Here is a 15,084-nt window from a genome sequence, read left to right as displayed (position 1 = left end):
GTGGTTCAGGATGCCGATCTCGCGCCTGGCCCGGTCATTCAACAAGCGGCCCCGGAGGATCTTGACGGCGTAGAAGCATCCGGCCTGCTCGGCCTTGTAGACGTAGCCGTAGCTCCCGCTGCCGAGCGTCTCGACGATGCGGTAACCCCCGACCATCTCTTTGAGTTCCGGCAGCCTGTAGGCCAATCCCACGACGCACCTCCGAGAATGCCGAGCCTACCAGCCTCGTGGAGAACGAGCTGCACGACGCAAGCCCCGGCCCCCCATCCACCGTGGTAGACGACCACCATGGACGAAGAACTTCAGCGCTCCCTCGGAGAAGTAGCTCGCGCAGCACGGGAACGCCTCGGTCTGACGCAGGCCCAGGTTGCCCAGAAGGTCGGTCTCGTTCCTGGCGTCTACGGGAGAATCGAACGTGGCGACATGATGCCGTCCGTTCCGAGCCTCCGGAGAATCAGCACCGTCCTGGGTATCTCGTCCGACGCGCTGCTGGGAGTGAGCCCTTCTCAGGTTGCGGCCACAGTCGATGAAGCTCCCCCAGAGGGGAACCTCTCGCCGGAGCTGCGGCGCATCCTCCACCAGCTCCGGACGTGGTCGCCGAAGCGCTTGAAGGTGCTCAGCAAGGTTCTGACCGTCCTTGCTTCGTCCTTCGAGGATTGAACCAGGTAGATTCATCCGCCTACTCGGCTTGCTCATCTGGCTGTTGCGCTGTGTGTCTCACCAGCGCATTGGCGGTGCTGAGCATGACGGATACCTGTGCAGCATCCATGCGGCGAATCGTTCTCACCAGCCGGCGCAGATCGGGCGGATCATCTGCCTCGGGTTCAGGCTCCTTCAGCCACGAAGGAGCCTTCTCCACATCGAGTCCCAAGACGACGTTCGCATCGAGGCGAAGCACACGGCACAACCTGCGAAAGGTCGCAACGCTCGGGAGCAGGTATCCTCGCTCAATCCGACCGAATACTTCGGTGACGATCCCAACGCGGTCCGCGACATCCGCCTGGGTCAGCTCAGTCTTCTTGCGAGCTTCACGCACGACCGCTGCCAGATGGGTCATCAACTTCTTCTTGTCGTTCTGCCTGCTCGTTCTGCCCGGTCCAGGGGTTACTGGACGCTCAGCGCCTTCGGCCACGGGAGGACTCCAATCTCGACAGGGTGCGCTGCCTTCCGCTTGAGGGCGGATGCTTTCTTGAGGATGTCGGCCAGCTCCGCCGCTGCCTCGGTGGCGCCGAAGGGCTGGCGGAGACTGCGCAGATACGCGCGCAGATCGTCACGCATCTCAGCGGCCGATTGGTAACGCTCGGCAGGGTCACTCCGAAGAGCCCGGTGAGCTACCTGTTTCAGAGGGGCCGGGGCTTTGTAAGCGATGCGTTCCACGTCCTCGGGACCGAAGCGCAGCAGACGATCCGCGAGTACCTCGATGGAGGCCCATGCGGAGTGTTCTGCCCTCACTCCCGAGACGAGTCGAAGCGCGCGCTTGGACACCTCGGATGGAAGCGTGTCCAGAGGGTCGAGCGGATGATTCCCCGCGATGATCTCCAGCAGCACGAGCCCGAGCGAGAAGATGTCCGCCCTGCTGTCGATGCCCTTGGGAGAGAGAAGACCGGCTCGGCCCTTTTCGGAGATGGAGCGAATGATTTCCGGAGCCGCGTAGGCGAAGTTCCCTCGGAGCACCTTCGGTGGCGTGGGCACGCGGCCCAACAGCTCGGAGAACGCGGCACCGAAGTTCGTGAGCTTCACGCGACCGTTGCGCCCAAGGCGGATGGTCATGGGACCTACGGCACGGTGAATGATGTGAAGCGGGCGGCCTCGGTCATCCTCGCAGTAGTGGGCGTAGTCGAGGGCGTTGGCGACTTCAGCGGCGATGAAGGAGGCGAGGGCAGGCGAGAGCTTGCGGCCCAGCAACAGCGCGGAGCCGATGACAGTGGCCAGGAAGGCTCCTGGCGTGTGCTCCATCACCACGAACGGGGCGCCCTGATGTTCCGCGAGTCTGAAGACGCGAGCGATCTTTGGATGATGAAGGTGCTCGGCGAGCTGAACTTCCTCGATTGCTCGGGTCCGGCCCTCGCGCCCCTCCGGGACTTCTACTTGCTTCAGGGCAACGAGCCTCCGGCGCGCCTTCTCCTTCACGGGCCTGCACCACGAGAGAAACAGGGTGTCGTAATCCACGTGTTCGAGCAGGGAGCGGAAGACCTCGTAGCGGAATCCTTCTGACTCGAAGGTAAAGGGCCCTGTGTCCGTGGATGGGGTGTCGAATCCGGCCATGTGGTCTCCTGTGCGCTGCGGAACGCTTGAGAGGAACGCAGGTTCCCATAGGTTACGTCCAAGGTGCTCCGAAACGTACCATGGAAGGGCGGAGAAATGGAAGCCACCTTACTGGGTAGGTCAGGAGGCCGGGGCAACCCGGGCAAGTAGCTCCCGAGACGCACCGTCCTGGTCCGGCTCGGCCCTGACGTCGATCATGTCAGCGAGCAGGGGGGCGCGACACGCGGGCAACCCTCTTCGCGTGCGCGATGGCCTCCAGGTGTTCCTGCCGCAGGGGGCGATCTCGCCGAAGCCGAAGCGCTCTCTTCTCCGCGTCCGCCAGCATCTCCCATGCCTCGCGAGCCTGCCGGGGGAAGAGGTGAAGGGACTGTACGTAGAGGCAGGTGATGTGGACGCGCAGCGCGAGGTTGGAGAAGCCGAGCCGTTGAACACGGCGAAGCCACTTGCCGAATTCAGCCCAGGGCTGGTTGAACGAGTATGCGAGGGTGACGAGATCTTCCGCGATTCCACGTCGGAGTTGCTCGCGTTCGGCCTCCGTTACTGCCTCACGCAACCATTGCTTCTCCAGTTCCAGCAGGGCCCGTCGCCTCTCCTCGTACGGGGCCTTGGCCTCTATCAGCTTCAGGAAGACCTGATCCTTCTCCCGTCCAAGTTCCAGTCCGCGCTCTCGTTGCGTGCGCCGCATGGTCATGCTCCAGGGCAGGGCTTGTCGTTTGCCTGCCACGGCCAGTACCCGTGACGCATACAAGCGTCATAACAGGCTTGGCATTGGGTCTCCCCTTTCTTCCGGCCCGGGATGCTGTCACCGCCAGCACGGACGCACTTCGCGTAATGTGGCTCGCAGATGTCCGTCCGCCACCGCTCCCTCTCCTCCTGGGTTGGAAGCTCGGGGATCGGCGCGGCTTCCACAGTTGGCCGCGACTGACGACACGGGCTTGTTTCATGACGACCCCCAAGTGCTTGGACACATGGCCAAGATCGTCATGTCAACTGGAGCATTCGTGAAAGGAGCCCCCCGCTGTTGTGTCAGCCGGAGGACGTGCTCTCCCTGTTCGCTTCTGCGTTGGCCTGGGCTCGCCCACGTCGCGGCGAGCGTCGAGGGGAAAACGACATGGGGCCAGCGGCATGCCCGTAGCTGGGGGCTCCAATCCCCAGGACTTACAGGCAGTTACGCCGGTGTGGGACTTGGATTCAGCATCTACCCCGACCCTCTCCCGAGGGGAGAGGGTGAGCCTGGCCCTCTTCCCTCGGGTTCTGCTCGGTCGGGTTCTGCTCGGTAGAGCTTCAGCCCAGGATCAGTTGCTCCAGCAGCGCCTTCTGCACGTGCATCCGGTTCTCCGCCTCGTCCCAGACCGCCGACCGAGGCCCGTCGATGACGCCGCCGGTGATCTCCTCGCCCCGGTGCGCCGGCAGGCAGTGCAGCACGATCGCCCCTGGATTCGCCTTCGCCAGCAGCGCCTCGTTCAGCTGGTAGTCGTGCAGGTCCTTCATGCGCCTGGCCGACTCCGCCTCCTGGCCCATGCTCGTCCACACGTCCGTCACCACCACGTCCGCGCCCTTCACCGCCTCGGCCGCGTCCGCCGTCACGTGCACCCGTGCTCCCGCCTGCGCCAGCAGCTCCGCCGCCGGACGGTAGCCCTCCGGGCACCCCAGCCGCAGGTTGAACCCGAAGAAGCGCGTCGCCTCCACGAACGAGCGGCCCATGTTGCTCGCGCAGTCACCCACGAAGGCGATCGTCTTGCCCTTCACCGTCCCCAGCCGCTCCTCCACCGTGAACAGGTCCGCCAGCAGCTGCACCGGGTGCCCGCCCTCCGACAGACCGTTGATCACCGGCACCTGCGACGCCTTCGCGAACGCCGTCAGCCGATCGTCCCCGAAGGTGCGGAACATGATGCAGTCCGCGTAGCCGGAGATGACTCGCGCCGTGTCCTCGATCGTCTCGCCCCGGGCGATCTGGCTGCTGCCCGCGGTGATCGTCGAGACCGTTCCGCCCAGCTGGTACATCGCCGCCTCGAAGGACAGGTGCGTGCGCGTCGAGGACTTCTCGAACACCAGCACCAGGTGCCGCCCCGCCAGCGTCGTCACCACTTCCTTGCGCTTGCGGCTCGCCTTGAGCGCGTGCGTCCGCTTGAAGAGGGCCTGGTATTCGGCCTCGGTGCGGTCGGCCAGGGTCAGGAAATCGCGCTTCACAGTGCTGCCTCCTGCAAGGAGTCGAAAATGGCCGCGAGCCGGGGAATGGCATCCGCCATCTCCCGCGCCCGTGCCGCATGGGACTTCAGTCCGGCAATCTGCTTCTCCACCGACGCCGGTCCGGTCCCTCCGGCGTTGGCCTTGCGCTCCACCGCGCGCCGCGGATCCGCGCTCTTCAGCACCTCGGCGTCGAAGCGCGGGTCCACCGACTGTGCCAGCTCCAGCGTCACCTTGGCCAGCGGCAATCCGCGCTCCTGGCACGCCCGCACCAGCGCTCCCGTCGCCTTGTACGCCGTGCGGAAGGGAATCCCCTTCATCGCCAGCGCCTCGGCCACGTCCGTCGCTTGCATGTAGTCCGACTCCACCGCCGCGAAGCACCGCTCCTTGTCGAAGGACACCTTGCCCAGCGCCAGGTGCAGCATGGACAGCACGCTCGTCAGCAGCGGCCCCGTCTCCAGCAGCACCTGCCGGTCCTCCTGCAAGTCCCGGCTGTACCCGCCCGGCAGCCCCTTCACCAGCACCGCCAGCGTGTTCAGGTTGCCCACCGCCCGCCCCGACTTGCCGCGGATCAGCTCGAAGACGTCCGGGTTGCGCTTCTGCGGCATCATGCTCGAGCCGCAGGCGATCTCCCCGTCCAGCTTCACGAAGCCGAACTCGGGCGAGGCGAAGTCGTAGAAGTCCGTGGCCACCCGGCTCGCGTGCAGCAGCGAGCGCATGGCCGCGTACGCGAAGTCCATCGCGAAGTCCCGGTCTCCCACCGTGTCCAGGCCGTTCATCGTCACGCGGGGGAAGCGCAGCAGCTCGCGCGTCACCTCGCGGTCGATGGGCAGCGACGTGCCGCCAATGGCGCCCACGCCCAGCGGCAGCGAGGCCACCTGCTCCAGCACGAAGCCGAGCGCGTCCACGTCCCGGGTGAACATGGCCCCGTACCCGCACAGCAGGTACGCCAGCGAGATGGGCTGCGCCCGCTGCCGGTGCGTGTACGAGGGAATGAGCGTGTCCCGCTCCGCCTCGGCCCGCGCGGCCAGTCCGTCCAGCAGCTTCGCCAGCGCGCCGAGCGCCTCGGCCACCTTCTCGCGCACGTGCAGGCGCAGGTCCAACGCCACCTGATCATTGCGCGAGCGCGCCGTGTGCAAGAGGCCCGCGCGCTCCCCGAGGACGCGGGTGAGCTCCGCCTCCACGGCCATGTGCACGTCCTCCTCGTCCGCGAGGACGAGCGTGCCGGCCCGCGCGGCCTTCCAGATGGCCACGAGCTGCTCACGGATGGCGCGCGCGTCCTCCGCGGGGATGAGCCGGGTGCGCGACAGCATGGTGAGGTGGGCCATGCTGCCCACCAGGTCCTCGGTGAGCAGCGCCTTGTCGAGCGCCAGCGAGCTGGTGAATGCCAGCACCTCCGGGTGGAGGCCGGGCCCGCCGGAGGCGGCCGTCTTGGCAATCGTCACGGGGTGTCTTCCTTTCCAAAGAGGGACTTCAACTTCCGGTTCAGGGTGCGGGTGGACTTGCCGCGGGCCGGGGCGACGAAGATGGTGTCATCTCCGGCGATGGTCCCCAGGTTCTCGGGCAGCCGGGCCTGGTCGATGGCCGACGCCACCAGGGGGGCGGAGCCCGGGCGGGTGCGGACCACCACCAACATCTCGTTGTCCTCCACCGAGAGGACCATCTCCGACAGCTCGCGCAGCCGGTCCTCGCCCGAGGGCGGTGGGGCCTCCTCCAGCCCATACACCGTGCCGCCCTGGGGCAGCGACACGCGCATGGCGCCGAGCTGGGCCAGGTCCCTCGACAGCGTGGCCTGGGTGACGTCGTAGCCCTCGCGGGCCAGCAGTTGTCCCAGCTCGTCCTGGGTGGCCACGGCGTGCGTGCGGATGATGCGGCGGATGGCTTCCTGCCGCGACGCCTTGTCTCCGTTGCTCCGAAGCGGGCTCACAGTCGGGTTCCTCATGGCCGTGCCTCAACGGGTGACGAGCGTTCCGACGCCCTTGTCGGTGAAGAGCTCGGCGATGAGGCTGTGTGGGACGCGCCCGTCGATGACGTGCACGCGCTCCACGGCCCCGCCGCTCAGCGCCTTCAGCGTCATCTTCGCCCGCGTCTGCATGCTGCCGGCGAACGCGCCCGCCGCCAGGAGCGTCTCCAACTGCGCGGTCGTCAGCTCGTTGAAGAGCTCCTCGCCCCGGAGGATGCCCGGCGCGTCGTGCAGGTAGATGAGCTTGTGGGCCTTGAGGGCGCTGGCCACCTCGGCCGCCACCGCGTCCGAGCCCAGGTCGTACGTCTGCCCGTCCTCGCCCAGCCCCACCGGCGAGATGATGGGCACGTAGCCCTGGCCCAGCAGCATCTCCAGGAACTCGTGGTTGACGCGCGTCACCTCGCCCACGTGCTCCTTGGAGCGGCCGTCCTCCACGGGAATCCGCCGGGCCCGCAGCAGCGCGCCGTCCTTGCCGGACAGGCCCACCGCCCGATCCCCCAGGTTGTTGAGGATGGTGACGAGCTCCGAGTTGACGGAGCCGGACAGCACCATCTCCACCACCTTGAGGCCCGAGGCGTCGGTGATGAGCCCGCCGTCCTGGCGCAGGCCGAGCTTGTCCAGCGTGCGCGTGAGCTCCGGCCCGCCACCGTGCACGATGATGGGCTGCAGGCCCGCCGAGCGCAGCAGCTCGATGTCCCGGCAGAAGGCCTGCTTGAGGGACTCCTTCACCATGGCCGCGCCGCCGTAGCGGATGACGCAGCGCTTGCCCCGGAAGCGCGAGATGTACGAGAGCGCCTCGACGAGCAGCGTCGTCTTGAACGCGGGGCTGTAGTTGGCCAGCCGATCATCCCGGCCCACGCCGCCGTCGGGCCTCGGGACGATGAGCGAGGTGTAGTCCGCGTTGATCTTCACGTAGTCGTACGAGAGATCGCACCCCCAGGCCACGGAGGAGCCCTCGCCGCCGGTGAGACACACCTCGACGCGGACCTCGGGCTCGCGCATGCGCGCCTTGAGGTGGGCCGGGTCATACGGCTTCGGCTCGCCCTCGTAGACGGAGATGCCCTGGATGCGGACGTGGGCCGAGTAGGGGTCCACCGCGTAGCCCTGGGTGCCGGCGCGCGCGCCCACCGTGGCGAGCACGCGGCCCCAGTTGGGATCCGCTCCGAAGACGGCGGCCTTCACCAGCGTGGAGCCGGCCACGGCCCGCGCCAGGTCCTGGGCGATGGCGGTGTCCGGGGCGCCCGACACCTCCACCTGCAGCAGCTTGGTGGCGCCCTCGCCATCCGAGGCGATCTCCCGCGCCATCTCCAGGCACAGGTCCGAGAGCGTGGCGGTGAAGACCTTCAGCTCCGGCCCGGGGTCGGAGATGGCCGGGTTGCCGGCCCGGCCGTTGGCCAGCGCGTACACGGTGTCGTTGGGGCTCATGTCCCCGTCCACCGTGAGGCTGTTGAAGGTGGTGGACACCGCCTCGCGCAGGGCGGCCGCCAGCACGCCGGGCTGGATGGCGCAGTCGGTGGTGATGACGGCGATCACCGTGGCCAGCGAGGGGTGCATCATCCCCGAGCCCTTGAAGATGGCGGAGACCGTCACGTTGCGGCCGCCGATGCTCACCGTGCGCCACGCCTGCTTGGCGCGCGTGTCGGTGGTCATGATGGCCTCGGCGGCGGTGTCGGGCTCGGCGCGCAGGGCGTCCTTGAGCGGGCCGAGCACCGTCACCACCTTGTTCACCGGCAGGGGATGGCCGATGACGCCCGTGGAGGCGGTGAGCACGGCGGACGCCGGCACGGAGAGGACGCGGCCCAGCTCGTCGCGCAGGGTGCGCACGGCCTGCTGTCCGGCGGGGCCGGTGAGGGCGTTGGCGTTGCCCGAGTTGACGAGCACGGCCTGGATGCCCGAGGCGGGCAGACGGGGCTCGGCATCCTGCACCGGGGCGGCCCGGGCCTTGTTGGCCGTGAAGCAGCCCGCGGCGGAGCAGGGCGTGTCGCTGTAGACGAGCGCCACGTCCTTGCGCTGGGGCTTGAGGCCGGCATGGACGCCGGAGAAGGAGAAGCCGAGCGGTACCTTCACGGATTGAAACCCCGCAGGGTGGAGAGGCCGAGCGTCTCCTCCCACCCCATCATGAGGTTGAGGTTCTGGACGGCCTGACCGGCCGCCCCCTTCACCAGGTTGTCGATCGCGGCCGTCACCACCACGCGGCCCGGGTCATAGCCGGTGGTGTCGGCGGCCACGGCCACCGTGCAGCGGTTGGTGCCCACCACGCCCTTGAGGCTCACCGCGTCCGGCGAGGCCTCCACCGTCAGGAAGGGGCAGGACGCATAGGCCTGCTCCAGGGCGGCGCGGGCCTCGGCGGCGGTGGCGCCCGAGCGCAGGCGGCCGTAGGCGGTGACGAGGATGCCCCGCTTGAGCGGCAGCAGGTGCGCGGTGAAGGTGAGGGGCACGGTGCGGCCCGCCACGCCCGCGAGCGTCTGGGCGATCTCCGGCGTGTGCTGGTGGCGCAGCACGCGGTAGGCGCGGAAGTCCTCGTCCACCTCGCTGAAGCTCAGGTCCTCCGAGCCCTTGCGGCCCGCCCCCGTCGTGCCCGAGGCGGCGTCGAAGATGAGCGAGCCTTCCTCGAGCAGCCCGGCCTTCAGCAGCGGCGCCACGGACAGCGCGCACGCGGTGGCGTAGCAGCCCGGGTTGGCCACGAGCTTCGCGCTCGGAATGCGCTCGCGGAACAGCTCCGGCAGGCCATAGGCGGCCTGCTCCAGCAGCTCGGGCGCCGAGTGCGTGAAGTTGTAGAAGGCCGGATAGCTGGCGAGGTTCCTCAGGCGGAAGGAGCCCGACAGATCGATGACGCGCACGCCCGCGGCGATCAGCCCGGGCACCAGGTGCAGGGAGGTCTCGGCCGGCGTGGCGAGCAGCACCACCTCGCACTCCTTCGCGAGCTCGGCGCTCTTGTCCTGCGGCGCGTACTTGAGCTGCCCCACCGGGCCCATGATGCCCAGACGGCGGCCCACGGCCTCCCCCTGCCACCTGTCGCTGGTCACCAGCCGCAGCTCCACCTTCTGGTGGGCCGCCAGGATGTGGGTCGCCTCGACGCCGGAGTACCCCGACGCCCCGATGATGCCGATCGCCGTCTTATGCATGGAGGTGCATGAATATTCGCTACCGTGCATACAAGCAAGCGGCAAATGCATATTCCCGCGGGAGGCCATTTCCCCTCTCCCGGAGGGCGAGGGGAAATGGGCGCGGGTCAGCCCCATTTTTCCGGGGGCACACCGATCAGTGCGGCGCGGGGCCTGCTGGCTCGTCCGGGCCGTGGTCGTGGACCTCGGGGCGGGTATCGGCTGCCTCGCGCTCGTCGCCCCACCGCTCGCGCTGCTCCTCCTGTACCTCCCGGAGGAACTCCTGGAGCGCCGCCGCCAGCGGCAGGGCGATCATCGCGCCGATCAGCCCCATCAGCGCCGCGCCCATCAGCAGCACCACCGAGATGAGCAGCGGATTCATCCGGATGGAGTGGCGCTGGACGAGCGGTTGAATCAGGTTTCCTTCCACCTGCTGGTAGACGAGGAAGAGCCCCAGGGCGATCAGCGCCCGGTTGAGGCCCACCGTCGTCAGCGTGGTGAAGGACACCAGCAGCGCCATGAGGAAGCTGCCGATGTACGGGATGAGGCCGAGCACCAGGTACAGGCTCCCCAGCGCCAGGAAGTAGGGCACGCCCAGCAGGAAGGTGCCCAGCGCCGTGATCAGGCCGCCCAGCGTCACCGTGAGGGCCGTGCCCGCCAGGTAGCCGCTCACCGCCCGGTGCATGTTCTTCACCAGCTCGCGCACCGCGGGCCTGCGCACGGGACGCACCCACCCCAGCGCCTGCTCGTAGAGATCCTTCCCGAAGATCAGGGCGAAGAGGCTGAGCGTCACCACGGTGATGAACACCAGCACGCCGTTCACCGTCGTGGAGACGACGCCCGGCAGGGACTGGGCGACCTCGTCCGGCAGGTGCGCCAGCGCGTCCTGCACCTTGCGCTCCAGGTCGAAGCGCTGCTCGAGCCACCGCGTCCACTCCCAGGTGCGGACTTCGCTCACCAGTCCGGGCGCGGACCGCACCAGGCTGCGCACCTGTTGCACCACCAGCGGCACCAGCGTGGCGCCCAGCAGCCCCGCGAGCCCGAGCAGCCCCAGGAACGTCACCAGCACGCCCCAGCCCCGGCTCACTCCCCGCCGCTGGAACCAGCGCACCAGCGGATCGATCGCCAGGGAGATGAACAGCGCCACCGCCAGCAGCACGAAGACGGCGCGCAGCTGGATGAGCATGTACGCCAGCAGCACCAGGGCGCCCGCGTTGAGCCCCACCGTCCAGACCGTGCGGGCGGAGATCTGCGAGCGGCGTATCGGGTCCCGAGCATTCATTCCGTGCTCAAGGTAGGCACGGTCCGGCATCGGCTCCGCCTGGGGCCAGGAGGACGGGCAGCCGGAAGGGGCCTCGTCCTCCTGCCTGGTGCTTCCCGCCTCGCGGGAGACGGCTCAGCGCGCGGGCACGGTGGTGGAGTAGGCGCCGGTCTGGTCCGTCAGCGTCTGCGAGAGCAGCAGGGCGGACGACTTGCCCTCCACGTCCACTACGCGGAAGAAGCGGATGGAGGCGTAGGGGGCGGTGGACGGCGTCGCATTCGAGCCGGTGAAGGTGACCTGCCCGTTGACGCTGCGGCCCTTGGAGAGGGTGAAGGTGGAGAGCTCCAGGCTCGGCGGGACGGAGGCGCTGACCGGGGGAGGCACCGTCACGATGCGGCTGACGCGCGGGAGGTCCTCGGTGGGGATGAAGTCGAGGCGGTAGCGGCCCGGATCCATCGGCAGCTCGAATCTGCCCGCCTCATCCGTGGTGCGCGGAGCCTGGAAGCTGGCCGTGGACCGGGACCATCCGGGCACCTCCTCGAGCGGCTCGGCCATGATCGCCACGCCCGCCGCCGGCTGCGAGCCACTGGGCTTCATCAGCTCGCCGCGGACCAGGACCCGCTCCCCACACACCACGTCCGCCGACGCCAGGACACTGACGCGCGGCACCTGCACGTACCTCAGGGTGAAGCTCGCGCTGGAGCCCGGCGGGGGCACGACGGAGAGCGTCATCGAGCTCCCGGTCTCATTGGGAAGGGTGAGGAGCTCGAAGGCGCCGGTCTCGTCCGTGAGCACCTTCTGGCTGCGGAACTGCCCGCCACCGCTCACCTTGCCCTGCAGGGACACCGTGGCCTGCGCCACCGGCTGCCCGTTCCGGTCCAGCACCCTGGCGCGCAGCCGCACGGGCTCGCCATAGTCCCCCATGGACAGCTCCAGCGCGCCCTGGCGCGGGTTCACGGTGAACTGCTTCTGCGGCACCAGGGCCTGCGGGGAGGTGGGCACCACCTGGAGGACCACCGTGGGCCGCTCGGCGGCCGTGGGCGGGAGCGAGAGCGTGAACGCTCCCGACTCGCGCGTCACCATCACCCGCTGCGAGAGCGGGCGCAGCTGCTCGTCCTGGGCCTGGACCTCCAGATCCACATCCACCGGCTTTCCATCCGGGCGCACCACCTTGCCGGACAGCCGGACGAGCTCGGAGGAGACGGGCAGGGTGAAGTCCAGCGTCACCGCGTCGCCCGGTTGGACGTCGCGGGTGCTGGACAGGGGCGGCAGCGCGGCGTCGTTGGTGGACAGGGTGACGTCGTAGCGCCCCGCGCCCACCGGCAGCGAGTAGAGGCCATTGGTGGGCACGAGCGTGCTCTCGTGGCGGCGCACCAGCCCGGGGATGAGCAGGCTCTCGCCCGTCATGCGCAGGGTGATGGGGGCGGAGTACGCGCTGGTGGAGGAGAGCCCCTCCACGCGCACCTGGCCCTTGAGGAGGGCGGGGCCGTACAGCTCGATGTTCTGCTGGCTGCGCAGCTCCGTCACCCGGAAGTCCTGGGCGTGCAGGCCGACGCGGGGGTTGGGGACCACCTCGACGACGATGTTCTTGCCCGGGTCTCCACAGCCATCGACGAAGCACACCTCGTCGTTGTCGCACTCGCTGTCACTGCGGCAGCCGAGGACGGGGTCCGGAGCGGAGTAGCCGCAGCCGGCCGCGAGGGCCGTGGTCAGCAGCACGAGGGGGGTGAGCCTCTTCATAGACAATCTCCTGCGGCCTCGGTCCTGACGAACCACACATAGGTGGCGGTGTAGCCAGGATCCGAGACGATGCCTCCGTCCGCGAGCTCGAGGACGCTGCTGTTCAGGGGCTCGCGGCGGCCCACCAGGCCGGTGTCGGTGACGACGACCTCGACGATGTGGTCGCCTGGGACGTTGAGCCGGTTGAAGTCCGCCGAGTCGAAGCTCACCTGGAAGGTGGCGCGATCATCGCGGATGACCTTGGCGTTCTTGGCGAGGATGATGTTCTGGGCGTCCTCGCCCTGGGTCCGGGAGGCGTCGTAGTCCACGTACCAGTAGGCGACGAGTTGGTCGTCGACGTCGGGATCCTCGACGATGGCCTCGAACGTCAGCTTGCACAGCTTGTCGGCGCCGTAGCCTCGGATGATGCGCTCGGGGGGGTTCACCTGGCTCTCCACGATCCGCGGGGGGCGGTTGCGCTGCTGGGGGATGTCGCTGAGGTAGCTCGTGTCCTGGGGAATGACGCATCCCCCCAGGATCCACGCGGCGGCTCCGAGTCCCAACCACTTCATGGCGGGGAGCCCAAGCAATTCGCTGGCCAGTCGGTAGGCAGTGGATTTCATCGTCGGAACAGGGGTTTGGCGAGGGTGCCACACCCGGGAGGAGCAGGGAACCGCGACAGGCCTGTCACGATGAGTCCACGACGATCGGCGGTGGGGCGAGCGCCCCTCGCCCAGCAGGCAGCCGAGTGGAGGGAGGGTCCGGCTGGGGTACTACTGGTGCCCATGTCCAACCCTCCTGTCGATTCGCACCCCTTGGGTGAACGGTGGCACTCGCGCCTGGGGGCGCTGGCCCTGACGGCGTTGATGCTGGTGACGGCGTGCGCCACGGGGACTTCCCCGGGCAGCGGAACGACGGAGTACCGGCACCCCCCGCCTGTGGATGGCGCAGAGGCAGGGGATGCGGTCTTCGCCACGCTGCCCACGGAATTCACGCCGGTGCGAGTGGGGGCGTCGGATCTCCAGGCGGCCCTGACGACGTTCTGGCTCCACATGCCGCCGCGGGTGGCCACCTCCCATTTCCCGCTGTATGCCGGCCGCGAGCTGGCGCTTGTCTGCTCTTCTTCGAGCGGCGGAGCGGGAGCCGCGGACCTGGAGCGCTCCTATGGGCGCTATTGCGAGCGGCGCGGCACGCCGGGGGATTGCCTGACGCTGCTCGAGGACGGGCCGCGGCTGCGGGACGAGGACAAGCGGAGTCTCGCGCTGGCCCTGGCGGTGGGACCGGCCCTGGAGGGGCTGGACGCGGAAGCGCGGGCCGTGCTCGACCCGACGCGGTTGCTGGCGACGCTCAGCTTCTCGATTACGGCCTACATGGCGCTCCTGGTCGCGCCGGTGCCCGAGCCGGTGACCAAGGGCGTCGCCGCCGCGTTCACCGTGCTCTTGTGGGGCTATCTCGGGTGGGAGTTCTTCGACCTGCTGCGGGCCTACGCGCGGCTCTACGACGAGGCGCCAAGAGCCTCCACCTTCGCGGAGCTGCGCGAGATTGGCGAGCGGTTCGGCCGGGTCATCGGTCCGAACAGCGCGCGGATTCTCCTCATCGTGGGGACGGCGGCGATAGGGGAGACGGTGGCGCTCGCGTCCAAGGCTCCGAAGCTGCCGGGGTTCGAGCAGGCCTCGCGCACGGTCGAGGCAAGCAGCGGCGTGGGTCTGTTGAGTGTGGCGGCCGGAACTGAGCGCGTCATCGTCTCGGTGCCCGAGGGGACGATCCGGGTCGTGTTGGCGCCGCACGTGGTGGCCATGGCCACGCGGAGCGCCGCGGGGGCGAGTCCCTCACCAGGGCGGGGGACGCTCCTGCCCAACGGGCACAGGGCGTGGGGCTCGCCGAGTGGCTTCAAGTCGGCGATGGGCCCAGCGGGCAATGGCAAGGAATGGCACCACATCGTGGAGCAGACCCCGGGCAACGTGGATCGGTTCGGGGGGGAGGCCTTGCACAATACGGAGAACGTCATTGCAATGGACAAGGCGCTCCACACTGACATCAGTCGTCTATATTCGTCGATCCGAACGCATATCACCGGCTCCAGGGCCATGACGGTGCGCAAGTGGCTCAGTACACAGTCCTATGAGGCACAGCGAGCGTTTGGTTTGTTGGCCATCGACAATGTGAGGAATGGAATATGGTAGCGGAGTTCGACAAGCTCGTTGAGGCGTTCGCCTACCATGTCGAGGCCCAAACCTGGCAGATCTTCAACGGAGACGCGAAGACCGGAAACAAGCACGCGAAGAAAGCCATTGCCGCATTCGATAAGCTGTGTGCTCATGGTGACGCTGGACGGGATGCACTCGCTGTGCTTTTCACGCATCCCAGGATGGACGTACGGACGGCCGCGGCGGCTTTCCTGTTGCGCCATCGGACTGCGGAGGCCAAGGCGGTTCTGGAAGAAGCCGCGAAGGGAAAAGGGCTGATTCCTTTCGAGGCTTCCGAGTGTCTGAAACGCTGGGAAGAGGGCACCTGGGCCCTGGATCCCGCAGATCCGGTTGAACCACCAGTCAAGCGTGCCCGGTCACGACTCAAGAGCAAGAGCA

The 15,084-nt window shown here is 68.3% G+C and carries 13 protein-coding genes and 1 pseudogene; 3 read left to right on the top strand and 11 right to left on the bottom strand.

Features of this window, described 5'->3' with window-relative positions; all coding sequences use genetic code 11:
• Positions 1-288 precede the first annotated feature (288 nt).
• The gene (locus AC16DP_RS21080) at positions 289-660 is read left to right on the top strand and encodes a helix-turn-helix domain-containing protein (protein WP_329729554.1); all 372 of its coding nucleotides are present in this window, start codon (positions 289-291) and stop codon (positions 658-660) included.
• A 19-nt stretch (positions 661-679) separates the two neighbouring features.
• On the opposite strand, the gene AC16DP_RS21075 is transcribed toward AC16DP_RS21080, so the two are convergent.
• The 11 genes from AC16DP_RS21075 to AC16DP_RS21025 all read right to left on the bottom strand — a co-directional run bounded on the left by AC16DP_RS21075 (position 680) and on the right by AC16DP_RS21025 (position 13,071).
• Positions 680-1,132: a helix-turn-helix domain-containing protein gene (locus AC16DP_RS21075; RefSeq protein WP_329729555.1), complete on the bottom strand. Its 453-nt coding sequence runs from the start codon at positions 1,130-1,132 to the stop codon at positions 680-682.
• Entirely contained in the window at positions 1,105-2,265 is a 1,161-nt protein-coding gene (locus tag AC16DP_RS21070) for a serine/threonine-protein kinase (protein WP_329729556.1), read from the bottom strand. Before AC16DP_RS21070 ends, AC16DP_RS21075 begins: the two co-directional genes overlap by 28 nt.
• 199 nt (positions 2,266-2,464) lie before the next feature.
• Positions 2,465-2,956 (bottom strand): hypothetical protein, encoded by a 492-nt coding sequence (locus tag AC16DP_RS21065; protein ID WP_329729557.1) that lies wholly within the window; start codon positions 2,954-2,956, stop codon positions 2,465-2,467.
• A gap of 593 nt (positions 2,957-3,549) precedes the next feature.
• Entirely contained in the window at positions 3,550-4,455 is a 906-nt protein-coding gene (gene argF / locus AC16DP_RS21060) for an ornithine carbamoyltransferase (protein ID WP_329729558.1), read from the bottom strand.
• Positions 4,452-5,897 (bottom strand): argininosuccinate lyase, encoded by a 1,446-nt coding sequence (gene argH, locus AC16DP_RS21055; RefSeq protein ID WP_329729559.1) that lies wholly within the window; start codon positions 5,895-5,897, stop codon positions 4,452-4,454. The genes argF and argH overlap by 4 nt, the downstream gene beginning before the upstream one ends.
• The gene (gene argR / locus AC16DP_RS21050) at positions 5,894-6,394 is read right to left on the bottom strand and encodes an arginine repressor (RefSeq protein WP_329729560.1); all 501 of its coding nucleotides are present in this window, start codon (positions 6,392-6,394) and stop codon (positions 5,894-5,896) included. The genes argH and argR overlap by 4 nt, the downstream gene beginning before the upstream one ends.
• Positions 6,395-6,403: 9 nt before the next feature.
• Positions 6,404-8,482 (bottom strand): bifunctional glutamate N-acetyltransferase/amino-acid acetyltransferase ArgJ, encoded by a 2,079-nt coding sequence (gene argJ / locus AC16DP_RS21045; RefSeq protein WP_329729561.1) that lies wholly within the window; start codon positions 8,480-8,482, stop codon positions 6,404-6,406.
• Positions 8,479-9,540, bottom strand: coding sequence for an N-acetyl-gamma-glutamyl-phosphate reductase (gene argC / locus AC16DP_RS21040; RefSeq protein ID WP_329729562.1), 1,062 nt, complete (start codon positions 9,538-9,540; stop codon positions 8,479-8,481). Before argC ends, argJ begins: the two co-directional genes overlap by 4 nt.
• A 136-nt stretch (positions 9,541-9,676) precedes the next feature.
• Positions 9,677-10,801, bottom strand: a complete 1,125-nt coding sequence (locus AC16DP_RS21035; RefSeq protein ID WP_329729563.1) for an AI-2E family transporter — start codon at positions 10,799-10,801, stop codon at positions 9,677-9,679.
• A gap of 114 nt (positions 10,802-10,915) precedes the next feature.
• Entirely contained in the window at positions 10,916-12,520 is a 1,605-nt protein-coding gene (locus tag AC16DP_RS21030) for a carboxypeptidase regulatory-like domain-containing protein (RefSeq protein ID WP_329729564.1), read from the bottom strand.
• Complete coding sequence (locus AC16DP_RS21025) at positions 12,517-13,071, bottom strand: hypothetical protein (protein ID WP_329729565.1); 555 nt, start codon at positions 13,069-13,071, stop codon at positions 12,517-12,519. The genes AC16DP_RS21030 and AC16DP_RS21025 overlap by 4 nt, the downstream gene beginning before the upstream one ends.
• Before the next feature lie 213 nt (positions 13,072-13,284).
• On the opposite strand from AC16DP_RS21025, the gene sitA5 reads away from it, so the two are divergent.
• Both sitA5 and AC16DP_RS21015 read left to right on the top strand, forming a co-directional pair.
• Positions 13,285-14,682: a SitA5 family polymorphic toxin gene (gene sitA5, locus AC16DP_RS21020; protein WP_483956834.1), complete on the top strand. Its 1,398-nt coding sequence runs from the start codon at positions 13,285-13,287 to the stop codon at positions 14,680-14,682.
• Positions 14,676-15,026: pseudogene (locus AC16DP_RS21015) on the top strand (DUF2019 domain-containing protein); the annotation flags it as partial. The gene sitA5 and the pseudogene AC16DP_RS21015, both read left to right, overlap by 7 nt.
• Between the last annotated feature and the right edge of the window lie 58 nt (positions 15,027-15,084).

It is taken from the genome of Archangium sp. (assembly GCF_057119385.1).
This window is presented reverse-complemented; position numbering and strand designations above follow the sequence as displayed.

Bases quoted from the DNA above. Each gene is read 5' to 3' on its own strand.
- AC16DP_RS21080 (WP_329729554.1), top strand. From the start codon at position 289: ATGGACGAAGAACTTCAGCGCTCCCTCGGAGAAGTAGCTCGCGCAGCA.
- AC16DP_RS21070 (WP_329729556.1), bottom strand. From the start codon at position 2,265: ATGGCCGGATTCGACACCCCATCCACGGACACAGGGCCCTTTACCTTC.
- AC16DP_RS21065 (WP_329729557.1), bottom strand. From the start codon at position 2,956: ATGACCATGCGGCGCACGCAACGAGAGCGCGGACTGGAACTTGGACGG.
- argR (WP_329729560.1), bottom strand. From the start codon at position 6,394: ATGAGGAACCCGACTGTGAGCCCGCTTCGGAGCAACGGAGACAAGGCG.
- argC (WP_329729562.1), bottom strand. From the start codon at position 9,540: ATGCATAAGACGGCGATCGGCATCATCGGGGCGTCGGGGTACTCCGGC.
- AC16DP_RS21035 (WP_329729563.1), bottom strand. From the start codon at position 10,801: ATGAATGCTCGGGACCCGATACGCCGCTCGCAGATCTCCGCCCGCACG.
- AC16DP_RS21030 (WP_329729564.1), bottom strand. From the start codon at position 12,520: ATGAAGAGGCTCACCCCCCTCGTGCTGCTGACCACGGCCCTCGCGGCC.
- AC16DP_RS21025 (WP_329729565.1), bottom strand. From the start codon at position 13,071: ATGAAGTGGTTGGGACTCGGAGCCGCCGCGTGGATCCTGGGGGGATGC.
- sitA5 (WP_483956834.1), top strand. From the start codon at position 13,285: ATGTCCAACCCTCCTGTCGATTCGCACCCCTTGGGTGAACGGTGGCAC.